Below are 22,980 nucleotides of genomic sequence, written 5' to 3' on the forward strand. Positions count from 1 at the left end.
ACTGGATCAACGTGGTTTCCTAGCCGGCGCCTCCCTGTCAGTATCTGTCCCAAATCTCCCGAGAGTGGTGTTCCGTGTCCTGGTGGCAATCATTGCCAGTAATCCTTACAGCAGTGCTGCTGCTATTGCTTCCTGGTTTGGCAACCGCGTTGGCTGTCCGAATGCGGGGAATCAGTGCCCTCCTGGTCGCACCAGCGTTCAGCATCGGAACTATCGGGTTCCTGGCGCTGATATTTCCATTTGCCCGGATACCGTGGTCGCCAGTACCGGTCGTTGTAGGCTGCGCGGTCGTCTCAGTTGTTGCGTTCTTTGTGTCCAAATTTTGGGGTTCGGGGAAAGCCCGCGCCGAACATCCTCGGAGCAGGTCAGGATTATCCCTGACGGTGGGCGTCGGAATCGTCATTACGTCTTTGGTCATCAGCATGCAAATGGCAACTGCCATGATCCATCCCGACTCCATTTCGCAGACCTACGATAATGTCTTCCATTTGAATGCAGTCCGTTGGGCAATGGAGTCACAAAATTCATCACCCCTCAATTTGGGAGCCTTTACGGGGATCAGTGCCTATCCCGCGGGTTGGCACGCATTTGTGGCAATCGTGGGGGAGCTCACGGGTGCGACCATACCCGTCCTCGTGAATTCCACCAGCATTGCCATCGGCGCAGTAGCGTGGCCACTCAGCGCTCTCTTCCTCACCTTTGCGGTCGCCGGATATCGTAAGGCGACGGCGATCGTGACCTTAGTTTTCTCAGCTGGCTTTGCGACATTTCCGATCCTGATGATCGACTGGGGCGTGCTGTATCCCAATCTGCTTTCGATCTCTGTCCTGCCTGCCGCGCTGGGGCTCGCCTTCACTGCGCTGGGGCTGGGTTATCACAGCCGCCCGCCAGCCCTGATCGCTTGGCTAAGCCTGGGTGTTGCCGTCGCAGGAGTCGCCCTCGCACACCCAAGTACGTTGATGGCTTTTCTGGCATTCGCTCTTCCAGGAGCATTGGCGGTCTACTACTTCCGGATCAGGCGTCTTTGGCCGCCAGAATCCAAGGATTCCCGGCGTCAGGCCCGGATTCTGACTGCAGCGCTGCTCGGTGGCCTGGTCCTGCTAACAGTTGTGTGGTACTTCCTTCGGCCCCCGTCAGATGCGGCGAATTGGAGGGTTGTCCAAACCCCTCCCCAGGCCATAGGGGAGCTCCTGTTCAATGCTCCGTTGGGCCGTCCGTCCCAAGAGATACTCAGCGTTTGCCTCATTGCGGGCATAGTCCATCTCTGGATCACGAAGTCTAGACGGTGGTTGATCGGAACGTATCTCATCGGCGCGGCTCTGTTCTTCTTCGCCGCAGGGTACAACGCACCCATTAGGCAATTCATCACGGGAGTCTGGTACTTCGACAGCTACCGCTTGGCGGCATTGCTGCCCGTTGTCGTTTTGGGACCAGCGGTTATTGGCGCGCTGTTCCTCTTAGATCTTGTAAGAGAAAAGATCCGGACGGCTGATGGGTCCGTCTTTGGAAAGACCCGACTTCCTGGTACCCCAGGTCCCACACGGCAGGCCGTCCTGGCCTCGGTGGTCTATGCCGCGGCCATTGTTCCGATAGCACCTCAACTGCTGCCGGTGAATTTTGCCTCCTACCAAGCACACTGGCAATACCGCAGTGACGCCAATGCTGCGCTCCTGTCCCCAGAGGAAAGAAAATTGTTGGAGCGCCTTCCGCAAACAACCGAGCCAGGCGCCAACATTGCCGGGTTACCAAGCAGCGGGACGGCACTGGCCTACGCGTTGTCCGGCCGTACTGTTATCCAGCCCCACATCCTGACCACTCATGGGTCTGACGTCGATGTCGTAAATGCCGGCCTCAAGGACGCTGCTGATTTTCCCGCTGTCTGTGAGTCTGTTCGAAGCCTTAACGTCCGGTATGTTCTGGACTTTGGCACCAGGACCGTCACGGGAACCCTCGCCGGCTATGGCGGTGTGATGGATCTTGAGGAGAATGCAAGCCTGGAGCTCGTTGATTCGGAAGGATCCGGCGCGCGTCTATTCAGGGTTGAAGCCTGCTGGTAGGAGGCGGCTGATCGGAATGCCGATCGGCACTACGCGGAAAGCCGTCCTCGCCTACTTCTCCTTAACGCTTCCCAACAGTGTTTCCAGCTTGTCCCATGTCTTGACGTTGCATTCATTGTCGCGGCGGAAGCTGGTCCTGACTGCCTTGCCATCGATCTCGCCGAAAACATCTGCAATATGCGGCTGACCAACGGCCTCACAGTCTTCACTGGTCTCGGCCGACTCATACTCCAAGAGACTCGGTTGCCGTTCCAGAACCCTGCAGGCGTCCCCTGCACCCGGAAGATCTGTTCCCTCTACGGCCGAGGTTCCAACGCAAACGAGATGATGTGTCGACTGAAGACCGGCATTTCCGCTCAGGGTGGTAACCGTCAGCCGCACGTCTGGTTCCCGATCTGATGGCGGGTACGTAGTGCTGGCGGTTTTAGTTGGCTGCAGGGTAGGCGTGGGGGAGTTCCTGGGAGGCGCGTCGGCAATACTGCATGAGCTGAGGGCCGCACCTACAGCAACTATCGAGAGGATGACTTTAATCGGGGTTCGCATGATGCTCCTTGGCTGAACTGCAGCCTTCGCGATAGTGGATCTGCTGGTAGTGCGAGTGGCGTCCTTCTTTGCCATAGTCCGGGATGGCGCGCCTCCTGCGGACCAATCTCCAGCCGCAAGTTCCGGCTTAGTGACAGCAGACTGCATCATTCATCCAGGAGTTCCAGAAGATAGGCGCCGTAACCGCTCTTCACCAGGGGCTCTGCGCGGCGGCGCAGGTCGTCGTCCGTAAGGAAGCCCAAACGCCACGCGATCTCCTCCGGGGCGCCGATTTTCTGGCCCTGCCGGTTTTCCACCGTCCGAATGAAGTTCGATGCGTCGCTGAGATCGTTGAACGTTCCGGTATCCAACCACGCGGTCCCGCGCGGCAGAATTTCCACCTGCAGATTGCCACGGTCCAAGTACACCTTGTTGACGTCGGTGATTTCCAACTCTCCGCGAGGAGAGGGCTTGAGGCTCTTCGCAATGTCGATTACGTCGTTGTCATAGAAATAGAGGCCAGGAACGGCATAGTGGCTGCGTGGGTGCGCGGGCTTCTCCTCAAGGGAAAGTGCTTTGCCTTCGCTGTCGAATTCCACCACTCCATACGCCGAGGGATCTTTTACCCAGTAGCCGAACACGGCGCCCCCCTTGATGTTCGCGTGCCGACGCAACTGCGTGCCCATGCCTTGGCCGTAGAAGATGTTGTCTCCAAGAACCAGGGCAACGGTGTCGTTGCCTATGTGATCTGCCCCTAGGATAAACGCCTGCGCGAGGCCGTCCGGGCTGGGCTGCTGGACGTAGGAGAGGTTCACACCGAACTGTGAACCATCACCAAGAAGGCGCTGGAACTGGTCCGCGTCCTGGGGCGTGGTGATGATGAGGATGTCCCGGATGCCCGCCAGGATCAACGTGGACAGGGGATAGTAGATCATTGGCTTGTCGTAGACCGGGACCAACTGCTTACTGATGCCAAGCGTGATGGGGTGGAGCCTGGATCCGGTGCCTCCGGCAAGGATAATTCCGCGCATTAGTCCATCATTGCCGCAGCTTTGGCGCGGGGCAAACCGGGAGTTAAGCCCGGCACGGTAGAATTGCGTGTCAGTGTCATTCCCAATGAGCCGAACCCGGAGTCCGCGTGTCATCAGAAAAAGCCCCTACAGGACTCCTGGTGGGCAAGCCGCTCGATCCACGGAATAACAGCCTCAACCTCATCCGGCTTATCCTGGCACTCGCGGTGCTGGTCCATCACAGCTGGCCACTGACGGGTTCAGCTAATGAGCCCGTCTTCGCCGGTGAAACACTGGGCGGATGGGCGGTTTCCGGTTTTTTTGTAATCAGCGGCTACCTTATCACCGGCAGCAGATTCAGCCACGGACTGGGTGACTACCTGGTGCACCGTGTGGCCCGGATCATGCCGGCTTTCGTTGTCTGCCTGCTCACAATGGTTGTCTTCTTCGCGCCCATTGGTTACTTCGTTGCTCGGGGAAGCTTGTCGGGTTATTTCGGTACGGCAACATCGCCGTTGAATTTCCTGTTTTCTAACCTCACCTTGAAAATGAACCATTACGATATCGCTGGAACGCCGCTTAATGTCCCCTATTCCGGGGCGTGGAACGGCTCGCTGTGGAGCCTCTACTACGAGTTCCTGTGTTATCTGGTCGTGGCCGCCCTTGGTTGTTTCGCGATCTTCCGGAAGTCCCCCTGGTTCCTGACGCTGTTTTTCGCCGCTTCCGTCGTGGCACAGGCGAACATCGAGGTTATCAACCGGTACACCAACGGAAATTTTGATGTAGTCCTCCTGTTGAAGCTCCTTCCCTTCTTCCTCGGCGGCGCTGTCCTCTTCGTCTGGAAGTCCCGGATCGGAATCCATTGGGCTCCTGCCGTCGCAAGCCTCATCGTGTCGCTGCTCATGGTTTCGGCTTTCCCCCTCTGGGGAGGTCAAGCATCTGGTGTTCTGATTGCCTACGGCACCCTTTGGATCTCAACCTGGCTTCCGCAGCCGAAGCTGATAGCCAAGAATGACGTCTCCTACGGTGTCTACATCTATGCTTTTGCGTTCCAGCAACTGTTGGCGGTCTTCGGGGCCCATGAGTGGGGCATTGTTCCCTTTTCGTTGGCTGCAGCGGCACTGACCATCCCTACAGCGATCGCGAGCTGGCTTTGGGTCGAGCGACCCGTGATGCGCAGGGTGCGCAGTAAAGACCATCGACCGATTGCGGCGCCGGTGGAGAAAACGCCCGCTGCCATGCCCACCCGGGAAGCGGCGACGAGGTCTGATACCGTCCGTACACCGTCGTGACCGCCGTGCAAACCCGGCGCGGCACCCAGCGACCTTTCTCTCACCGTAGAGGGCCGGATCGCAGCTGGTTCCTTCCGACGCCCCGGGGACACAAACCAACCGCCATGCTGAGGGGAACCCTTGCATTCTCCGCTGCGGCCGCCGTTGTCGCTGCCCTGCGCCTCGCGGATTCCATCACGGGTGGCTGGACGATCGGCCTGATTTTGGCCTGCTTGTTGGCACTCCCAACAGCCCGTACGTTCTCGGCCCGCATTGCCGTATCGCTCAGCGTGCTGCTAGGGCTGATTCCGCTGCTTTGGTGGGTTCCTTCAGGATTCGGGCCGCTGGGTCGGGGAACGCTAGTGCTGGCCGGAGCGGTTGGCGCTGTGGCTTTCGTGGTGTTCAGTGAGGGCGTCAAGGCGGGTGTACGCCGTCTAGTGCCTCAGTTCTCATGGCTCGATTGGTTGCCTGGGGGCGCCGCAGCACTGTCCGTCTGGGTCCACTTCAACCTCCTTTCGGTACGCTCCTACGAGAAGGCCCTGAGCCTGCTCACCTTGAATTGGGACAACGCTTCCCACTTCGACATCTTCCACATGCAGCGGCTCTATGGCCGCGTTGTGCCCCTCTTGGGCGCTTCTCCTGACGGCAGTGACTGGTCCTTCAAGGATTACCCGCAGGGTTTTCACGGAGTGGTTGCCATTTTTGCGGAACTCAGGTTTGCGAAGCCGGCGGGTACACCGGCGGAGGAACTGGTGAATTACGCCAATGGGAGTGCCCTTGTCTCCGTGTTGGTGGCAGCGATGGTCCTCGCTGCGCTCGCGTCGGTACCTGCGTTCCGCCGCCAGCCGCTCATTGGTTTTCCTGCTTTGACGCTGGTGGCAGCAGGCTGGGTCTTCGGCCCCGGATCCTCGGCTTCACTCCACGGCTTCCCGAACTTTTTCCTGGCAGTAGGGCTCGCATCTGTGGCGATCGTCCTGGCAGCCGGCATGGGCCGACCGCTGCACTCTCCACTATTGCTGTCCCTGGTGGCATGCGTGGTGGGGGTGGCCCACAACTGGGTTCTTCTTGAGGTGCTGGTGCTGGGTGCGGCAGTAATGGTGCTGCTTCCCTGGGACTTGAGGCGGTGGCGTGCCACCCGCAGCGGCTATGTCTTCGCGGTTGGGGTCGCCCTGGTGGGCGTCGCCGGCGTTGGCCTGGCGCTTGGCCAGCTTGCAGGGGTTTCGACGGACGCTGTCCTATACGGTGTGGGCGGCGTGCCGATACCGGATCTGGGCCAGTTGGCCGTCATCATCATTGGCACTGCAGCGTTGGCGACTCTTGTCTTCTCGAAGTCTTCCCGGCGCTTAAGCGGCACCTCACAACGACTGCGCTGGTCCTTCACAGGCCTCATCGCTGCGCTGGCGCTGGCAATTTGCATGGCAGTCGCCCAGCTGGTCAAGGGCGGGACGCTGACCTATTACTCCCACAAGCTAGGAATTGCGTTGTTCCTCGCTGGGCTCGTGACGCTCGCCCTGATGCTGGCCGCCTTCTTGGAAACCGTTCGTGTCCGCCCCCGGTCGGGATTGGATGCAGCTGGGGGAAGCGGAGCGGCTGCTGCCTCCCCAATAGACTCCAGGCGGCTCAGCAGGACAGGACCCGTTGCGGCTTCGGCGCTGGCGACTCTTGCGGCAATGCAGGCCTTCGGCTTCATTTTCCCGCTGGCAAAGGAGGGCCTGCCGCCTTCGTCCCCTTCGGCGGTGGCCATGGCGAAGGAGCTGAAAGTACTCGAAGAAGTGCCGCGCCCCGTGGAGATGCTGATGGCCGCCACCATGGGCCGCCAGGGCCAGCCAGCAGTCTATGTCACCACAAGGCCTGCCGACATTGATGCCATCCTGGCCAAGCAGTGGTACGACGGCCTGACGGCAACCTACACCGAAAGAAGCTGGGAGCTTTCGCTGAACATGTTCGAGCTCAGCGGGGGCGTGGACAACCTGCGCCCTGTGGTGAACAGGATCATGAAGGCGGAGCCGTCAGCCGTTATCATCGTAGATCCCGAAAATCAGGCAGCACTCAATCACATCCTGGCCACCTTGGACAGCTGAGAATGGGCAGCCCTTTGTCAGCCGGGGGCTTTGGATCAGGCATTGAACGCAGGCGACGGCGGTACCTTCCGGTACCGCCGTCGCCTGCGTTCTGCTGGCTATGCTTAGTAAGGCTGAACGTCCGGCTGTGCGTCAATCCATGTGCTGAGCCGTTCAATGCCCTGTTCCAGGTTGTACTGAGGCTTCCAGCCAAGTGTTGCCTTGGCAGCTTCGACGTCAGCCCACGCGTGCCGCACATCGCCCTGGCGGTACTGGCCCGTGACGTGCGGATCGGGTGCGCCGTAGCGGGCCGCGATGATCTTGGCGGCGGTGCCGATGGTTTGGAATTCCCCGGAGCCAATGTCCATGGGTTCTCCTTGAACGGTCGGGGAAAGTGCTCCAGCCACGATAGCCGAGGCTACGTCGTCGATGAGCACGAAGTCACGGCGGACCTCGCCGTCCTCGTACAGAGGAATTGACTTGCCGCCCATGGCCATGCGGCAGAACAAACTCATAATTCCGGTATAGGGATTGATGAGGGACTGGCCGGGTCCGTAGACATTCTGGAGGCGCAGGATAACCGTCTCAACGCCGTAGGACTTTGCCCATGCCTGGAGGATGTTTTCCTGGGCGAGCTTTGTGGCGCCGTAGACGCTGACAGGAGCGGGGAAGGTCTCGGAGGCCTTCATAGCTGCAGGCGTCGCATTGGGGAAGTCCCACTGTGCCTTGTCCAATGTGGCGCTGGTGCGCTGTCCCGGGTAGAACCTGTGCCCTTCGGCATCGTCCCAAGGGCCTTCGCCGTAGACCGCGCGGCTGGAGGACAGGACAATCCGACGGGGGAGCTTGCCGTGGCGGTTCAGTCCGTCAAGCATCTGCGACGTTCCCACCACATTGACGTGGGCGTGCCGCGTGGACTCCTCCAGCGACTGCCCCGTCCCGGTCTCGGCGGCGAGGTGGATGACGACGTCGGGAGCGACGTCTGCGAGGACCTTGTCCCACGTTTGGGCCTCGGTAATGTCAGCAACCACCAATTCGGCGCCTTCGTGAAGCGCGGCCGGCCGCTCGCCGGAAGCGTGGATCTGCGGGTGCAGATTATCCACCACCACCACGCGGCCGAAGTTGGCTACTAGGTCGCTCGAGATGGCGCAACCGATGAAGCCGGCGCCACCGGTTACCAGGACTGTTCCCTGGGTCCCGGCTTCGGAGGTGGTTGTTGTCATGATGGGCCTTTCTGAAGCTGACATCTAGTTACCGAATGTGTGGCTGAGGAGGACCTTCGCTGCCGGAAAGTTCCTGCTGCCCAAGGCCTTGGGCAGCAGTGCGAGGGCGTGGGCGCGGGATGTCAGGCGCAGGTTCGCAGCACGTGAGGCTTTGGTCCAGCCATTGAGTCTTGCCTGTTCTGCCGACACCTCGAAGTACTCTCGTTCGCCGGCAAAGCGGGAGCCGTCAACCAGCTTTGTGGAGGAGGCACTTTCCGAGTGGCGTCGGTAAGCAAAGCACACGGTGGGTTCGAGCAGGAGCTGGTCGCCGCGGTAGACCATGTCCATGACCAGCGCGAGGTCTTGAATGATGGGAAAGCCGGACCGGAATTCGACGGCACGAATTTTGTCAGTGCGGAACGCTAGGGAAGGCCAGTAGAGCCAGTCGCCGTGCATCAGGTTGACCGCAAGAGACTCGCCAGACAGGAGACGCGGCCCCTGGGTCCGGGGCCGGACAAGGTGCTGCTTGGTTATGTCCACCAGGGTTCGCACCGCGGTGCCATCCCCGTCGATGACACGGACGCCAGGTTGGATGATGGCGGCCTCGGGAAACCTCTGATGGGCGGCGTTGATCACCCTGACGTAATTGGGCAGGAGTACATCGTCGCAGCCCAGGATGACCATGACCTCTTCGGTAGCGAGGGCGACGCAGGTCTTGTAGTTCTCAGTGATTCCGGCGTTCTGTTCCTTGCGGATGTACTTGACGCGGGGGTCCTCGATCCCGGCCATGTACCTCTGGATCTCGTGGTCAGGGTAAGCATCGTCAACAACGGTGAGGAGCCAGTCGTCAGAGTCCTGTTCGAGGACACTTCGGACCGTCTGCTTCATGTAGTCCGGGTCGCCCCAGTAGGGAATGAAAATATCAAGTGCCATAAGTGATCCAATGCTTTTTGGGGCAATGCGGCTTTAGCCGCGGTCAAGGGGAGCGGGCTCGTTTGCTGGCGAAGTCCGGGAAGGCTCCGCCAATTCGGCGTCCAGCCTGGCTTCCAGCCGTTCGATATGGGTTCGCAGGATTGCTGCTTCCTCGGCCAGGGTTCGGGTCTCATCCTCCACGACAGAGATTTCCCATGAGAGGTGGAGGCAGACGCCCAGCGCCAACAAGATGGTCATGGAGAACAAAAGGTTGGAAGGGACCTGGACACCGAGGAGCCGGGCTGTCTGGGCCAAAAGCTGTGGGAAGGCCGCAAGGACCAGTGTGGCCAGGCCGACCACAAGCCAGAGCGCCGCATACTTCTCGCGGAGCTTCTTCCGGCGGAGCATCTCGACCACGAGGACGACGATGACAAGGGCAAGTATGAAAGCAGCCAGAACGGGCAAGATCATGCACTTTCGAGTTGGGGGGAAGTTGTTTGGATCTGCGAGCGTCGCCGTGTCAGGGCGAAGAGCAGGGCAAACACCGACCGGCCTAGGTAGATGGCAGATTTCAGTGGATTGTGGCTGGGCGTTCCGCCTTGGCGCGCCCGCATCTCTACGGGAACCTGGGTGATCACGCAGCCGGACCTGATGGCTACAACCAGCGAGTCGATGGTGTCGCCCAGGTACTCGGCAGGGTAGTGGTCGATGAACTGATCGATGCCACGGCGGTTGGCCGCCTTGAATCCAGAGGTAACGTCCGTCAGGCGGGTATGGGCCAGGGCGGAAATGACCTTGGCGAGCAGGACCATGGCCCAGCGCCGTGGTCCGGTGACCTTGTAGGTGCCGCGGTCCGCGAAGCGGGCGCCGATGGCAATGTCCGCCTCCGCCAAGGCAGCCAGTACCCGGGCGATTTCTTTGGGATCATGCTGGCCGTCGGCGTCCACCTGAATGACGGCGTCGTATCCGTTCCGCTTTGCGTACTTGAAGCCGGCACGCATGGCCCCGCCTACGCCGAGGTTGAAGGGGAGGTCCAGAACCACGGCTCCAGCCTCTCGGGCTACGGCAGCCGTGCTGTCCTGGGAACCGTCATTCACGACCAGAACGTCATATGTCTCACGCAGCGCCAGCACTTCGCGGACTGTATTGCCAACGGACTCCGCTTCGTTCCACGCCGGCATAATGACGAGGGCGCGGGTGTAGGGGGGGATTGACATAGGTACTAATCTATACCAGAACCGCTGCCGGGGGTGGCGGGTGGAGCCGCTACAGGCATCTCCGACGAGGGCGCTTGGGGCTTTCCCACGCCATATGCGGCGCGGATGTGGCGGCGGTACAGATAGGCGTACAAGGAAGGCGCCAGCTTGAGTAAAAGGGCGCCGGCGCCGATGACCTTGTGCACAGCGAGGGTCCGGTAAAGCATCCGCCAACCAAGGTCCTTGCGGCACTCGGTTACCGTGGCTGCAGCGGCGGGCGAGCCGGTACCGCGGGCAATTGCGCTTTGGGCCACAAGCAGGATTACCAGCGAGCGCATGCAGTCATACGCGGCTCCGTACTTGCCTTCCTTAAACCGCTGGTCCAGGTGCTCGGCCAGGTGGTTCATGGCCACAGTGGTGTCCGCTACCGTGGGAACCCTGCCCCATGTAAGGGAAGCATCCATGATGTAGTACCGGTAAACCGGCGTATCGATCGATCGGACCCTGCGGGACAGCGAGTGCAAGATGACGTTGACAGCCATGTCCTCGAACCGCGCGGCACCTTCGGCGAACCGGACCTTGCTGAACAGTTCCCTCCGATACAGCTTGTCCCATGGGAACGGAGTGAGCTGGTCACACATGGCCAACCGGCAGGCTTCTGCGCCGTCGAATTCGCCGAGCGCGCGCGAGCCATTGCGCGTTTCCGTACCGTTCGACTGGACTACGATTCGGCCGCCGACTACAAGGTCCACATCCGGTGCGGTGGCCGCGTGCATGGTCTCGAGGAATGCAGGCAGGTACTGGTCGTCGCTGTCGATGAAGCTGATCCAAGCTCCCCGGGCCGCTTCAAGGCCGGCGTTACGGGCCGCCGACACTCCTGCATTGGAGGGCAAAGCGATCACCGTTAGATTTCCGAACTCCTCCTCGAGCTTCCTGGCCAAGTCCAGCGTTCCGTCTGTGGAGTGGTCATCCACAATAACCAGTTCGAAATTTGGGTCTGTCTGGGCCATGACACTCCGCACCGCCCGTTCCAGAAAGCAGGCGGCGTTGTATGCGGGCAGAATTACGGTGGTCCGCGGCATGTCGGGATTGTTCGTCACGGGGCTTCCTTTGTTGGGGAGGTCGGCAGGGAGAACGGCGTCAGATCAGGCGGGCGAAGCAGCAGCGGGGTTGCCGGTACGCACGATCGAGGCGACATGGATAGCTGCGCCCACGACGGGTCCTGCCGCCAGGGCGACTGTCGTCCGGACGGACAGGGGCAGCGGCAGCAGGAGGCAGAGCACGCTGACAACCGTGCCGCTGACCCAGCCTGCGGAATAGCCACGGTGCATCCCCACTGCCAGGGCTGCCGTGCCGGTAAGCGTCAGGACAGCCATTAGCGCGGCGTCGAATGTCAGTGCGGCCAGAAGCCAGGCCGGTACATCGTATTTGCCCGGGAACAGCAGTTCCATGAGCCAGGGGCCCAGCAGACCAGCTGCGATCCCGCCTGCCAGACCCACGCCGAGGAAGAGGGCAGCGGGTTTGATCAGCGCGTGGACGCCCCGATCGCGCTGGTTCACGAACGCGGCGATGGCCACGCCCTGGAACGCCTGGAGCGGAACCATGATTGGCGCCCTCGTGAGTTGGATGGCGAGGAGAAGTCCGCCGGCCGCGGCAAGTTCCTGCGCACTGCTGGTGAAACTCAGGATCACGGGGAATCCTACGATGAGGGCAGCAGTGGCGCTTGAGGAGAGCATGGCGTGGCCGGTCTGCTGCAGGTATGCCGTGCGGGGCACATCGGCGCGGGCAGCTGCGGCGTGGCGTGCAGTTGGTGAGACCAGGAGGAAGACCAGCCAAAGGACCGCCGCCAGCGCGCAGGCGAGTTCGAGTCCCAGGAGTCCGACGCCGAGCAGGGCCACGGTGCCTACAGTTGCCAGGCGGAACACCGCCTCCGCACTCATCAGTTTGGAGTACAGGTTCCAATCCTGGGTTCCTGCTGAGGCGCCGGCCAGGGCGGAATGGCCAGAATAGGCGATTGCGGCGGCGGCCAAGGTGGGCAGGAGCCAGGGGGTGTTACTGCCGAGGACGGACGGCGCCCACAGCCAGGAGGACGCCAGGACAAGGACGGCAAGGATTCCCCCCACCAGCACCCCGTTTGCCAATACCAAGGGGTGCTGTTGTGCGCAGGCGGGGTCGCTGCCCAGAGTTTCCGCGGAGCGGACAGCGCGGGTGGTCTCGCTCTGTATGCCGGAGAGCACGCCAAAGATGCCAAACAGTGCGCCCCAAAACACGCTGAACTGTGCATATTCCTCGGGGCGGAGGTGGTTTCCGGCAATCACCAGGATAACGAACCCTGCAGCCGCGGAGACAATGGAGGCAGCGCCCACGCCCGACGCACTTCTGGAGCTGATAGTCCTGTCAGTGGCAGCGTCAGGCTCCTCCTCTGGTTGCGCAGAGGCGGGCTTCTTCCAAGGCAAATTCATTGAGGGCTTTCCGTGGCGACGCGATGCCTGGCTTTCCCAGGTGCCTTTCGATCTTACGGTAAGGCGTGCAGGGGCATGCCTGAGCGGGACCGGGTCAGCGGCATCCTGGCTACTTCGCAGATTCCGGGCCCTTTTGCACCGGAAGTGTCCGAACGGTGAAGCAGACTGCCCCTGGTGGTTTCCGAGAATCCGTGATGGGAAGAAAAGTCCATGCGTTGATGAGTCGAGCCCGTTGCCGCCGATAGAATCACGTCCAGGAGCCAGCAACGCACCGGCCCCGGTGATGGCCGTCCGTCTGGAAAACCCTTATTCCATCAAGCAGTCAGGTGAACATGAAGCACATTCGGGTTTCCGCCCTATCCACGGTCCTCAGCATCCTGTTTCTACTGGCCGGACTCTTGGTCGGCACCCCGGGTTGGGCTGCGACACCAATCCAGGACAAACATCAGGCCCTTGGGGGACCGGCGGGCAATCTTGGAGCTGCCATCGGCGGAGAAAAATGCGGGCTTGCCGGCGGCGGCTGCTACCAGGACTACCAGCGCGGCCAAATCCACTGGACGCCCGCGACAGGAGCCCGTGCCACGTGGGGTGCGGTCGGCGGACTCTGGCAGCAGCAGGGGTGGGAACAAGGCCGGCTCGGGTACGCGGTCACGGATGAGGTCTGCGGGCTCGTCAGGTCGGGCTGCTACCAGAGCTTTCAGGGCGGACAAATCCACTGGTCGCCTGCCAGTGGCGCGCAGCAGACGCTTTGGGGGGCAATCAGGAACAGGTGGGCAGGTGGAGGCTTCGAATCGGGTCCGCTGGGCTATCCAATGGCCGCCGAACGATGCGGTCTCAGGGCAGGTGGCTGCTATCAGTCCTTCCAGGGAGGTCAGGTCCATTGGGCGCCGGGTATCGGCGCTTATGCCACGGGAGGCTCCATTGATTACGTCTGGGGAACGCTCGGATGGGAGAACGGGCGTTTGGGCTATCCCTTGACCGAGGAGTTCTGCGCCGGTGATGCCGGCTGCACCCAGAATTTCCAGGGCGGCATCCTGACCTGGCACCCATCTACGGGCGTTACCGTCACGTACTACCAGCCGGGGGAGTACCAGCGCGTCATCAATAAGCGCAATCCTCTCTCGCCCATCGATTATGCGCCTTCCGACATGGTGAATGTTGGGGGGTACCCCTTGCGTTACCAGGCAGCCGTAGGCTTCTGGCAGTTTGCTGATGCTGCAAGTGCCTCGGGTGCTCCGGTGACCGTGGTCAGCGGCTTCCGGAGCTACGCGACCCAGGCGTCGCTCTACAACAGCTACGTCGCTATGTATGGGCAGGAACGCGCTGACACGATATCGGCCCGGCCCGGATTTTCCGAGCATCAAAGCGGGCTGGCCGTCGATATCGGGAACCCTGGTGGAGCCTGTGGACTCCAGGACTGTTTTGCCCAGACGGCAGCCGGGCGATTCGCGGCAAATCGTGCCCATGAGTTCGGCTTTATTGTCCGGTACCCGGCAGGAATGAGCTACTGGACAGGGTATGCCTACGAACCTTGGCATCTCAGGTATGTCGGCAAGGACGTAGCCATCGACATGCACCGCCGTGGCATCGCCACCCTTGAGCAGTACTACGGATACCCGCCGGCGCCCGGTTATTGAGCCCAAGTTCTAGAGGGGCCTGGATACCCGGATGGATGACATGGGACCAACAGCCAGCCGGTAACCTATGAATATGTCGCGACTCCTCGTAACCGGCGGTGCCGGATTCATTGGCTCAAATTTTGTCCACTACGTTCTGGAAAATACAGATGACCGGGTCACTGTGCTGGACAAGTTGACCTACGCCGGGAACCTGGAATCTTTGCGGGGCCTTCCCGAGGACCGCTTCACGTTTGTTCAGGGAGATATCGCCGACGCCGAGGTGGTGGACCGCCTGGTGGCCGAGACCGACGTCGTTGTCCACTACGCGGCGGAGTCACACAATGACAACTCGCTCCATGATCCGCGACCCTTCCTGGATACCAACATTATTGGTACCTACACGCTGATCGAGGCTGCGCGGAAGCACAACAAGCGTTTCCACCACATTTCCACGGACGAGGTCTACGGCGACCTGGAACTGGATGACCCGGAGCGGTTCACGGAGCAAACGCCGTACAACCCCTCCAGCCCGTATTCCTCCACGAAGGCCGGCTCGGACCTGCTGGTCCGCGCCTGGGTCCGTTCCTTCGGCCTGCAGGCGACCATCAGCAACTGCTCCAACAACTACGGGCCCTACCAGCACGTTGAAAAGTTCATCCCGCGCCAAATCACCAACGTAATCGACGGGATCCGGCCCAAGCTTTACGGCAAGGGAGAGAACGTTCGCGACTGGATCCATGCCAATGACCATTCCTCGGCCGTGCTGGCGATCATCGCCAAAGGCAGGATCGGCGAGACCTATTTGATCGGTGCCGACGGGGAGAAGAACAACAAGGACGTTGTTGAACTGATCCTGAAGCACATGGGCCAGGCCGCCGACGCGTACGACCACGTTGTCGACCGCCCGGGCCACGACCTGCGGTACGCCATCGACTCCACCAAGCTCCGCGACGAACTCGGCTGGGAACCAAAGTTCTCCAACTTCGATGCCGGCATCGAGGACACCATCGCCTGGTACCGCGAGAACGAAAACTGGTGGCGTCCGCAGAAGGCGCAGACCGAAGCCAAGTACAAGGAACAGGGCCAGTAGACGATGTCGATCGAGTTCTCAAAGAAGCTGACCGCACACGAAACGCCGATCCCCGGCGTCGTCCTGTACGACTTGCCGGTTCACGGCGACAATCGTGGCTGGTTCAAGGAAAACTGGCAGCGGGAAAAAATGGTGGCACTCGGGCTGCCGGACTTTGGCCCAGTGCAGAACAACATCTCTTTCAACGAGAAGGCAGGCACGACCCGCGGAATCCACGCCGAGCCATGGGACAAGTTCATCTCGGTGGCCACCGGGAGGATCTTCGGCGCCTGGGTTGACCTGCGCGAAGGCCCGTCGTTTGGTGCCGTTTTCACCGCTGAAATGGACCCCAGCCAGGCGATCTTCATTCCGCGCGGCGTGGGCAATGCCTTCCAGACCCTGGAGGACAACACGGCCTACACCTACCTGGTCAACGACCACTGGTCAGCGGATGCCCAGGGCCAGTACACCTTCCTGAACCTCGCGGACGAGACGGCGGCAATCGGCTGGCCGGTGCCGCTCGAGGAGGCAGAACTGTCCGACAAGGACAAAGCGCACCCCCGCCTTGCGGACGTTGTGCCGATGCCGGCCAAAAAGATCCTCGTGGTAGGTGCCGACGGCCAGGTGGGCAAGGCCCTACGGGAACAGTACGACGGCGATGCAACAGTTGAGTTTGCCGGCCGTGCGGGCTTCGATCTGGGCAGCGAGGCGTCCTTCGCGGAGCGGAACTGGAAGAACTACTCAACAATTATCAATGCCGCCGCGTACACCGCGGTCGACGCCGCGGAAACCGCGGAAGGCCGTGCGGCTGCCTGGGCCGTCAATGTTGCTGCCGTCGCGCGGCTGGCTCGTACCGCCGTCGACCATGACCTCACCCTGGTGCACGTCTCCTCCGACTACGTCTTCGATGGTGCGCGGGAGAGCCATGACGAAACTGAACCCTTCACCCCGCTGGGTGTTTATGGCCAGACCAAAGCAGCCGGCGACGCCGTCGTCAGCGTGGTTCCCCGCCACTACATTGTGCGGACCAGTTGGGTTATCGGTGAGGGAAACAACTTCGTGCGCACCATGGCATCGCTCGCCGGCCGGGGCATCGAGCCGTCCGTGGTCAACGACCAGATCGGCCGGCTCAGCTTCACGGAAGATATTGCCGCGGGCATCCGGCATCTCCTGGAATCGGGGGCGGAGTACGGAACGTACAACCTCAGCAATGACGGAGAGCCACAGTCATGGGCAGACATCGCCGGTGATGTCTATGAGCTGATGGGTAAGCCGAGATCAGCGGTCACCGGTGTCAGCACAGTCGAATACTTCAGGGATAAAGCGGCTGCGCCCAGGCCACTCAACAGCACTCTGGACCTCAGTAAGCTCACTTCTAAGGGATACGCCCCAAGGGATTCCAAAAAGGCCTTGGAAGAGTACGTGCGCGGAATTCGACGCGAGGACGAACAGTAGATTGATCTTGACTATCCTCACGCTGCCTCAGGATTGGCGGGATTCGTCCCCAGACAACCGACCTTAGGACCAGCGAGGGAGGACGCCTACCACAAGGGATCCTGACTCTTTCGAGTCAGGATCCCTTGTGCGTCGAGTTACCGTCCTGGGCCGACGTCACAACCTATTTTTCTATCGACGGTAGACGCTGACACCGGTCTTCGGGGTCCATATGAGGGACCCGCCCTGGAAATCTTGCCGGCATTCGCCCGATGAGGAGCAATACTCATTTGTAAAGGGGTATCCCAGCCAGCCGTTTTCGAAGTTCTGGGACGCCCAGACTCCCCTGATTGAGCCAAACGGGCTGAAATGCGCGCCTGTGGTTGACGACCAGATCATTGAGCCGCCCTGGAAGAACTGGTAGCAGCCACCATTCTTGAGCCCGCATACTTCGTTGCTGACGGGATAGCCGGGCTGCCCACCCTGCGCGCCGAGGCTTCCGTAATTAGCCCTAATGGCGCCCGCTGTGACCGCATAGGCCCCAGAGCCTGATGACCACAGGATGTCTCCTCCTTGGAAGGATTGGGAACATCCGCCGGAAGCCAGACCACACACTTGGCTGGAGGTCGGGTATCCCAGGGGGCCGTTTTCAAAACCCATGGAAGCGTAGCGGTCCCGGATGGGACCCGCGAGGCTGATCTGTGCTCCAGTAACGGAGTTCCAGATGACGGCTCCACCTTGGAACATCTGGTAGCAGCCGCCGCCTTTAAGGCCGCAAATTTCGGGGCCCAGGACGGGGTATCCCAAGGGCCCGTTTTCGGATCCCGACCGCTGGTAAGTCCCGCGTATTGCTCCGTCACGGACTGAGTGGGCTCCCGTGGCAGGGGACCATTGGATCGACCCGGCCTGGAAAATCTGGTAGCAGCCGTTGTTCACCAGCCCGCAGGCTATTGGTCCCCAAGGGTTCCCTAGCCACGAACTGGACGCTTGGTATTCCCGATTGAAGGCTTCCTCGATGCCACTCCCGGCACGGGCAAAACGCTGCAAGCTTGCATAATCGCCGTTCCACACATTCGAGTCGCCGGCAAACGGCCCGGTGCTGCTGTACTGCCACATGCTGTAGCCGCTCCAGCTGGCAGTGGGAACCGGTCCGGCGTTGTTCGTAGGCGAGCTGGGGTAGGCGGCAATCCAGAGCGGGTAGTCACCAAATCCTGAAGGGTTGGCGAGGCATTGGTTCCACCAGCTTGTGTTGGTATATATGACCGGCAATCGGCCGGTCAGCGCCTGCATGGTGTTCCCGAAGTCCCGAACCCAGGACTGAAGCTGCGACGGGGACATGTTGTAACAGGTGTTGCCGAAGTAAAAACCATTGATGGTGCGGCCCTCATACGGATTGAACTCGAAGTCCAGCACTGGCGGCATGGTGTAACCGTCTGCAGACCAGCCTCCGCCGTTTTGCACGAAGTACCGCGCCTGGTCGGCTCCTGATGACCAGTTGGGAATCGCAAAGTGATAGGCGCCGCGAATCATCCCTACGTTTCGCGAACCCTGGTACTGCGAGCTGTACGAAGGATTCTTGTAGTAGTTGCCTTCTGTCGCCTTGACATAAGCGAAACGTGCACCCATGTTCCACTGGTGCTGCCAGTCCACACTGGGCTGGTGTCCGCTTACGTCCAGTCCCTGAACACCGAACGTGGGCATCCAAGTGCCCTCGCTGGACAAAGACTCCGTACTAAGCCTCATGACGGGCCCCGACGGAGCAGCAGCGGTGACGCGAGCGGACCGCTGTCCCATTTCAGCTCCGCCCACCCCGACTGCTTCCGCCATCGACTGCGCTGTTGTCGGCGCCGGCTGGGGAGAAGTCGTGTCCACTGAAGCCGTCTCTGTCGGCGTAGGGGACGGGGACGGCACGGCAGGCAACGGTGACACAGCATCCGACCCTGCAGTTGACGGGGAAGTCGGTACGGGACCCGGCGTTGCAGTTGCGGGGGAGGAAACAGCCGGCGCAGGAGTGGGCTCCACGGTGGTTTCAACGCCCGCTACACCTGGGCTGGCTGCAAGGGTTGCAGCCAGAAGCGCTATTCCCAAGGACATAAACGCGGGGCGACGGGACTGAGACAGGTTCCGCTTCATTTTTGCTCCGGAGACAATGCGGCGCTTCGCCGAGCGCTCATTTGGTTTGCTGCGCAGGTGATTTCCCCCCAGGGAATGCACAGGGCAGGTGGTGGTTCAACAGTTAACGCGCTCACCTTAGCACTGCTGTTACCACTGCAACTAGTGGTTCAGTTGTTGCTGCTGTGATTTGTGCCTCCCGACCGTGCACTGCGGCCGCAGGCCCTGGACAGGGAGGGGATTCGCTGCTTTTGATTGCTTTACCGCCGTGATACGCCATGATGCGAGCGCTTGCAGGCGGCAGAGTGCTGGCGGTGTTCGCCAGCGTCGTGCACCCATGATGGTGGCCTGTCATGGGTGCAACGAGCTGAATACTTGCTTAGGTGGGGACTGCGCCCGCCTTGCACCGTACGGCCTTCCGCCGTCTATGCCACGAGAGAGACTGAACCATTGTCACAGGAGGCTTACTGCAACTCAGAATATTTTTCTCGCTCCCGTGACCAGCCGAAGGGTCCGGCGGGTGTTTTAGTACCTCTCGGTCCAGATTCTTCCGTTAGACCAGTAAATGATGCCGTCTTCAAAGCGCTGCGCACGAGTCGATGCGTTTGCAGAGTATTCGTCCGTCACGGGGCGGCCTAAGTAGAAGTAGCCACCGCTCCGCTCATATTCCCAGCGGATGGCGCCCTGCAGCAGTCGGGTCCCATACTGGGGTGTGAAGTAAAAGGTTCCACCCTGGAAGGCCTGAATCGCCCCTCCTGCGTACCAGTAGCCTTCATCTGACACCGGGTAGCCCGCTACCCCCGTCTGCCCGCCCTTGTTCCACCAGGCCTCGCGGATGCCGGCCCCGATGTAGTGGAGACCAATCTGCGGCGTGTAGTACATGGTTCCGTTTGTGAAGTGCTGGGCGATGGCGCCGCCGCCGAGCGGTTCTTCGTCACGGAGGGGCCAGCCCGCTTCGTGACCGGCGTACCACTTATTCTCGATGGCCCCCCAAAGCGGGTGTGCTCCTCCTACCGGTGACCAGAAGATAATCCCGCCTTGAAAATCCTGCTGAGCCCCTCCGGTGACCGGGTACTCGTTCCACAGCGGTTGTCCGAGCTGGGATGAGGGACCACCCATCGAGTAGTATTTGGCGCCGATTGCGCCGCTTACTGTTGGTGTGTAGGCGCCGGCCGCCGACCCAAGCCCTGACAGCGCAAGCACTCCTATAACTGCTGACGCCAATCTGCTTCTAAACTTCATCGTTCTTCTCCCCATAACTTTTCCTGAGACTGTGGCGGCCCCTGCGAACCGGATGACTCATTATGCGCGAGCTTTTGACCTGCGCCATAACATATTCATTCGATCGTCATGCTGGCGCCGCAGACAAAATGATGCCCCGCCCTCAGATATTGGAGGGCGGGGCATCTTGCATTCATTTATAACTCCGGGCCGCTGCGCCGGTCACCTCGATTTCATCACCGGAGGTTTACCGCGCCTGCCCTGCCGTGTGCGGTGACCTAGACAGTTGCCGCTGGCTTAAGCAATGGACGCATATTGGATAGAGACACTTCCTGATCGCCAGATAATCCGGCCACCCTGGTAGTCCTGCGCGCGACCGCCGCCGCTGGCGGCGTATTCATTGGTTGTCGGGTAACCCAAACGTCCGCCTTCCGAGCCCTGGCCGACCCAGGCGGTCCTGATGCCGCCGGTGACTATGCGGGCGCCTGCAGCGGGTGACCAAACTATCTCCCCACCTTGGAAGTACTGCTTTGCGCCGCCCCGGACGAGCCCACTAATTTCGTCCGACGTCGGATAACCGAGCCCACTGTTGGGCCCCCCAGCGTTGATCCACGTCTGACCAATCCCGCCCTTGATGAAACGGGCACCAGTGGAAGGCGACCATACAATCTGACCGTACTGGAAGGCCTGCGTCACTCCGCCGTTGGCGGTGGCGTATTCATCCGTGGTGGGGTAGCCAAGTCCGCTGAGCGGGCCGCCGACCTTGTCCCAGGTTGCCCCAATGCCGCCCTTTGTGATGCGTGCGCCTGTCGCGGCCGTCCATGAGATTTTGCCGTACTGGAAACCTTGCATGACTCCACCGGCCATTGGTGAATATTCGTCCGTGGTGGGGTAGCCAAGTCCGCTGAGCGGTCCACCGGCATCGTCCCAGGTGGCGCCGATGCCACCCTTGGTGATGCGGGACCCGGTCGCAGCGTTCCACGAGATCTTCCCGAACTGGAAGTCCTGCATTACGCCGCCGGCCATGGGTGAGTACTCGTCTGATGTTGGGTAGCCGAGGTCGCTGTTGTGGGCCCCAATACTGTTCCAGACAGTATTGATACCGTTGGCGACCGCGAAAGCGCCCGTATCCGGGAGATAGGCAATAATTCCGCGTTCGAACTGCTGGTAGGAGCCTCCGAACCGCTGGCCCGTTACCTCATTTGCAGTCGGAAGCCCGACAAGGTCGGATACCTCGGCATACTTTTCGCCAATAGGACCTTGGACGGTGTAGGTCTCCTCCTCGGTGGTGCCGCCGAAGTCGGCGAACCAGTAGCGTCCTTCCTCGTTGTCACTGGCCAGGACCACCACGCCGCTTTCAGGGGTTACAGTCTGCTTGGTGGTGGTCACGTTGTTGACGCTGGGTGTCCCGTCCTGAATGACCGGGGTGCCCCGTCCTGAAGGGAAGACGGGGTTGTCCAAGGAAGCTGTCTTTTGATAAATGGCGCCTGACACTCCGCTGTACGGGCAGCCGGTCACCGTTGTTGCCGGACCGGATTGGAAGGCATGGATTTTGTTATTTTCCGGGTCGAGCACAACCTGCGGACGGGTGTGGCAGTCGCCGATCGTCGAGATGGTGAACTTGTCAAATGCCCCCGTGGCCGGTTTGAACACCAGCAACTGCAACTGCGGATCCGAGTTTTTTGCGGTGGTGTTCATATCAAAGCTCGTCTTGACCGCTGCGAAGACGCGGCCACTACTGTCCGCTTGCAAGGATTTGATGTTGAGGTGGTCGTCAGCCTGGTTTGGACCTCGGACGGCCGACTGCACCTTCCACGAGTCGTCGGACTGGCCGTCAGTGCGGGTGGCCCACCAAACCGAGCCGGTAACATGGTCGGACCACATGACCCCGATCTTGTTGTTGCCGAAGGCCACAATGGACGAGATGTCGTCAGGGGCGACCGGCGCGTTCTCCCCGGAAAGAGTCTGTGGCGCGCCCCATGAGGTGCCGCCCGCGGCTGAGCTGTTGACCATCACCGCGCTGGTATATCCCCCCGTGGTCACGCCAGACACCTGGGTCCAGGTAGCCCAGATTTTTCCTGTGCTGTCCTTGTCGATAGTCATCGACTCACTGCTGTTCCTGGTGATCTCGGTGGGAAATCCGCTGTCCAGCGTGTATTTCCCATTGGCGTAGCTGTACCGGTAGAGCTTTGCCGGGGAGTCAGGGCGGGAAGCTTTGGGTCCGCCTTCGGTGGAAATCGTGACCACGTGGGAGGCGATGTAGAGGTGGGTGCCGTCCCACAGTGTATCTGCCAGCGTGTTCGCGCGGTTGTCAATCGGGACTTCGGTGTCCACCCACTGCTTCCCGGCGCGGTCCAGTTTGTGAATACGCCATCCGCTCGACGTCCACATATCGGCCCACCAGGAGCCGTCGTTCCACCACAGCTTGCTCTGGGGCTTGTCCGAGGTGGGTGGATTTGCGACACCGGCATAACTGAAGCTGGCGGTGCCATGGGTTGGTGCTGGCGGGGCCGGCGGCGGCACCGTTGCGCTGGCAGGCCCTCCCATTGCAGCACTGAGCCCGGCGAGGACAAGGGCTGTTGCCAGTCCTTGGCTCAGGGCGCGTTGTATCACTTTCTTCACGGTTCTCCTTAAACGGTCCGCCCCCAACGCTGTCGCGTCCAGGTCCCTGAGGAAGCTGGTGCCCCCGCACATCATTAACCTCTTCTGCAACATCTGCCCGCACGAGTAGCGGATACCTAGATTTGGGGGTATGCAGCACTCGCGCTGCCGCCTGTACTCAAAAGTCAGGGGCCGGATCCCTCCGCCGGTGTGGCCCCACCCCTCTGAACAGGGA

At 61.0% G+C, this 22,980-nt stretch carries 17 protein-coding genes; 6 read left to right on the plus strand and 11 right to left on the minus strand.

The features are described 5' to 3' along the window. Positions 1 to 113 precede the first annotated feature (113 nt). Positions 114 to 2,057, plus strand: a complete 1,944-nt coding sequence (locus tag ACIQF4_RS02125) for a DUF6541 family protein (RefSeq protein ID WP_400514093.1) — start codon at positions 114 to 116, stop codon at positions 2,055 to 2,057. Between the two features lie 51 nt (positions 2,058 to 2,108). On the opposite strand, the gene ACIQF4_RS02130 is transcribed toward ACIQF4_RS02125, so the two are convergent. Next, positions 2,109 to 2,600 (minus strand): hypothetical protein, encoded by a 492-nt coding sequence (locus ACIQF4_RS02130; RefSeq protein ID WP_400514094.1) that lies wholly within the window; start codon positions 2,598 to 2,600, stop codon positions 2,109 to 2,111. 146 nt (positions 2,601 to 2,746) lie between these two features. After that, the gene (gene rfbA / locus ACIQF4_RS02135; RefSeq protein WP_400514096.1) at positions 2,747 to 3,610 is read right to left on the minus strand and encodes a glucose-1-phosphate thymidylyltransferase RfbA; all 864 of its coding nucleotides are present in this window, start codon (positions 3,608 to 3,610) and stop codon (positions 2,747 to 2,749) included. 140 nt (positions 3,611 to 3,750) lie between these two features. On the opposite strand from rfbA, the gene ACIQF4_RS02140 reads away from it, so the two are divergent. Both ACIQF4_RS02140 and ACIQF4_RS02145 read left to right on the plus strand, forming a co-directional pair. Further along, positions 3,751 to 4,881: an acyltransferase family protein gene (locus tag ACIQF4_RS02140; RefSeq protein WP_400514098.1), complete on the plus strand. Its 1,131-nt coding sequence runs from the start codon at positions 3,751 to 3,753 to the stop codon at positions 4,879 to 4,881. Between the two features lie 104 nt (positions 4,882 to 4,985). Further along, on the plus strand, positions 4,986 to 6,941 hold the full coding sequence (locus ACIQF4_RS02145; RefSeq protein ID WP_400514100.1) for a hypothetical protein: 1,956 nt from the start codon (positions 4,986 to 4,988) through the stop codon (positions 6,939 to 6,941). A 104-nt stretch (positions 6,942 to 7,045) separates the two neighbouring features. On the opposite strand, the gene ACIQF4_RS02150 is transcribed toward ACIQF4_RS02145, so the two are convergent. Genes ACIQF4_RS02150 through ACIQF4_RS02175 form a run of 6 tightly spaced genes read right to left on the minus strand, consistent with a single transcriptional unit; the run spans position 7,046 to position 12,593 of the window. Then, the gene (locus tag ACIQF4_RS02150) at positions 7,046 to 8,140 is read right to left on the minus strand and encodes an NAD-dependent epimerase/dehydratase family protein (protein WP_400514102.1); all 1,095 of its coding nucleotides are present in this window, start codon (positions 8,138 to 8,140) and stop codon (positions 7,046 to 7,048) included. 24 nt (positions 8,141 to 8,164) lie between these two features. Beyond that, positions 8,165 to 9,052 (minus strand): glycosyltransferase, encoded by an 888-nt coding sequence (locus tag ACIQF4_RS02155; RefSeq protein ID WP_350001746.1) that lies wholly within the window; start codon positions 9,050 to 9,052, stop codon positions 8,165 to 8,167. 33 nt (positions 9,053 to 9,085) lie between these two features. Then, entirely contained in the window at positions 9,086 to 9,502 is a 417-nt protein-coding gene (locus ACIQF4_RS02160) for a DUF2304 domain-containing protein (RefSeq protein ID WP_310111065.1), read from the minus strand. Further along, positions 9,499 to 10,248 carry a glycosyltransferase family 2 protein gene (locus tag ACIQF4_RS02165; RefSeq protein WP_350001745.1) on the minus strand — a complete coding sequence of 250 codons (750 nt, stop codon included), beginning with the start codon at positions 10,246 to 10,248 and terminating at the stop codon, positions 9,499 to 9,501. The genes ACIQF4_RS02160 and ACIQF4_RS02165 overlap by 4 nt, the downstream gene beginning before the upstream one ends. 5 nt (positions 10,249 to 10,253) lie before the next feature. Then, positions 10,254 to 11,327: a glycosyltransferase family 2 protein gene (locus ACIQF4_RS02170; protein WP_400514104.1), complete on the minus strand. Its 1,074-nt coding sequence runs from the start codon at positions 11,325 to 11,327 to the stop codon at positions 10,254 to 10,256. Between the two features lie 45 nt (positions 11,328 to 11,372). After that, positions 11,373 to 12,593 carry a hypothetical protein gene (locus tag ACIQF4_RS02175; protein ID WP_400514105.1) on the minus strand — a complete coding sequence of 407 codons (1,221 nt, stop codon included), beginning with the start codon at positions 12,591 to 12,593 and terminating at the stop codon, positions 11,373 to 11,375. A gap of 428 nt (positions 12,594 to 13,021) precedes the next feature. Here ACIQF4_RS02175 and ACIQF4_RS02180 point away from each other — a divergent pair, with 428 nt between their 5' ends. The 3 genes from ACIQF4_RS02180 to ACIQF4_RS02190 all read left to right on the plus strand — a co-directional run bounded on the left by ACIQF4_RS02180 (position 13,022) and on the right by ACIQF4_RS02190 (position 16,832). Further along, positions 13,022 to 14,326, plus strand: coding sequence for a D-alanyl-D-alanine carboxypeptidase family protein (locus ACIQF4_RS02180; RefSeq protein ID WP_400514107.1), 1,305 nt, complete (start codon positions 13,022 to 13,024; stop codon positions 14,324 to 14,326). A gap of 73 nt (positions 14,327 to 14,399) precedes the next feature. After that, on the plus strand, positions 14,400 to 15,398 hold the full coding sequence (rfbB, locus tag ACIQF4_RS02185; protein WP_400514109.1) for a dTDP-glucose 4,6-dehydratase: 999 nt from the start codon (positions 14,400 to 14,402) through the stop codon (positions 15,396 to 15,398). A 3-nt stretch (positions 15,399 to 15,401) separates the two neighbouring features. Further along, positions 15,402 to 16,832, plus strand: a complete 1,431-nt coding sequence (locus tag ACIQF4_RS02190; protein WP_400514111.1) for a sugar nucleotide-binding protein — start codon at positions 15,402 to 15,404, stop codon at positions 16,830 to 16,832. A 171-nt stretch (positions 16,833 to 17,003) separates the two neighbouring features. Here the strand turns inward: ACIQF4_RS02190 and ACIQF4_RS02195 are convergent, their stop codons facing one another. The 3 genes from ACIQF4_RS02195 to ACIQF4_RS02205 all read right to left on the minus strand — a co-directional run bounded on the left by ACIQF4_RS02195 (position 17,004) and on the right by ACIQF4_RS02205 (position 22,841). Beyond that, positions 17,004 to 18,512, minus strand: coding sequence for a GH25 family lysozyme (locus ACIQF4_RS02195; RefSeq protein ID WP_400514112.1), 1,509 nt, complete (start codon positions 18,510 to 18,512; stop codon positions 17,004 to 17,006). A 936-nt stretch (positions 18,513 to 19,448) separates the two neighbouring features. Then, positions 19,449 to 20,180: an LGFP repeat-containing protein gene (locus ACIQF4_RS02200; protein WP_400514114.1), complete on the minus strand. Its 732-nt coding sequence runs from the start codon at positions 20,178 to 20,180 to the stop codon at positions 19,449 to 19,451. 261 nt (positions 20,181 to 20,441) lie between these two features. Next, complete coding sequence (locus tag ACIQF4_RS02205) at positions 20,442 to 22,841, minus strand: hypothetical protein (RefSeq protein WP_400579828.1); 2,400 nt, start codon at positions 22,839 to 22,841, stop codon at positions 20,442 to 20,444. Positions 22,842 to 22,980: the final 139 nt, after the last annotated feature.

It is taken from the genome of Pseudarthrobacter sp. NPDC092202, assembly GCF_044755505.1.
GTDB lineage: Bacteria > Actinomycetota > Actinomycetes > Actinomycetales > Micrococcaceae > Arthrobacter.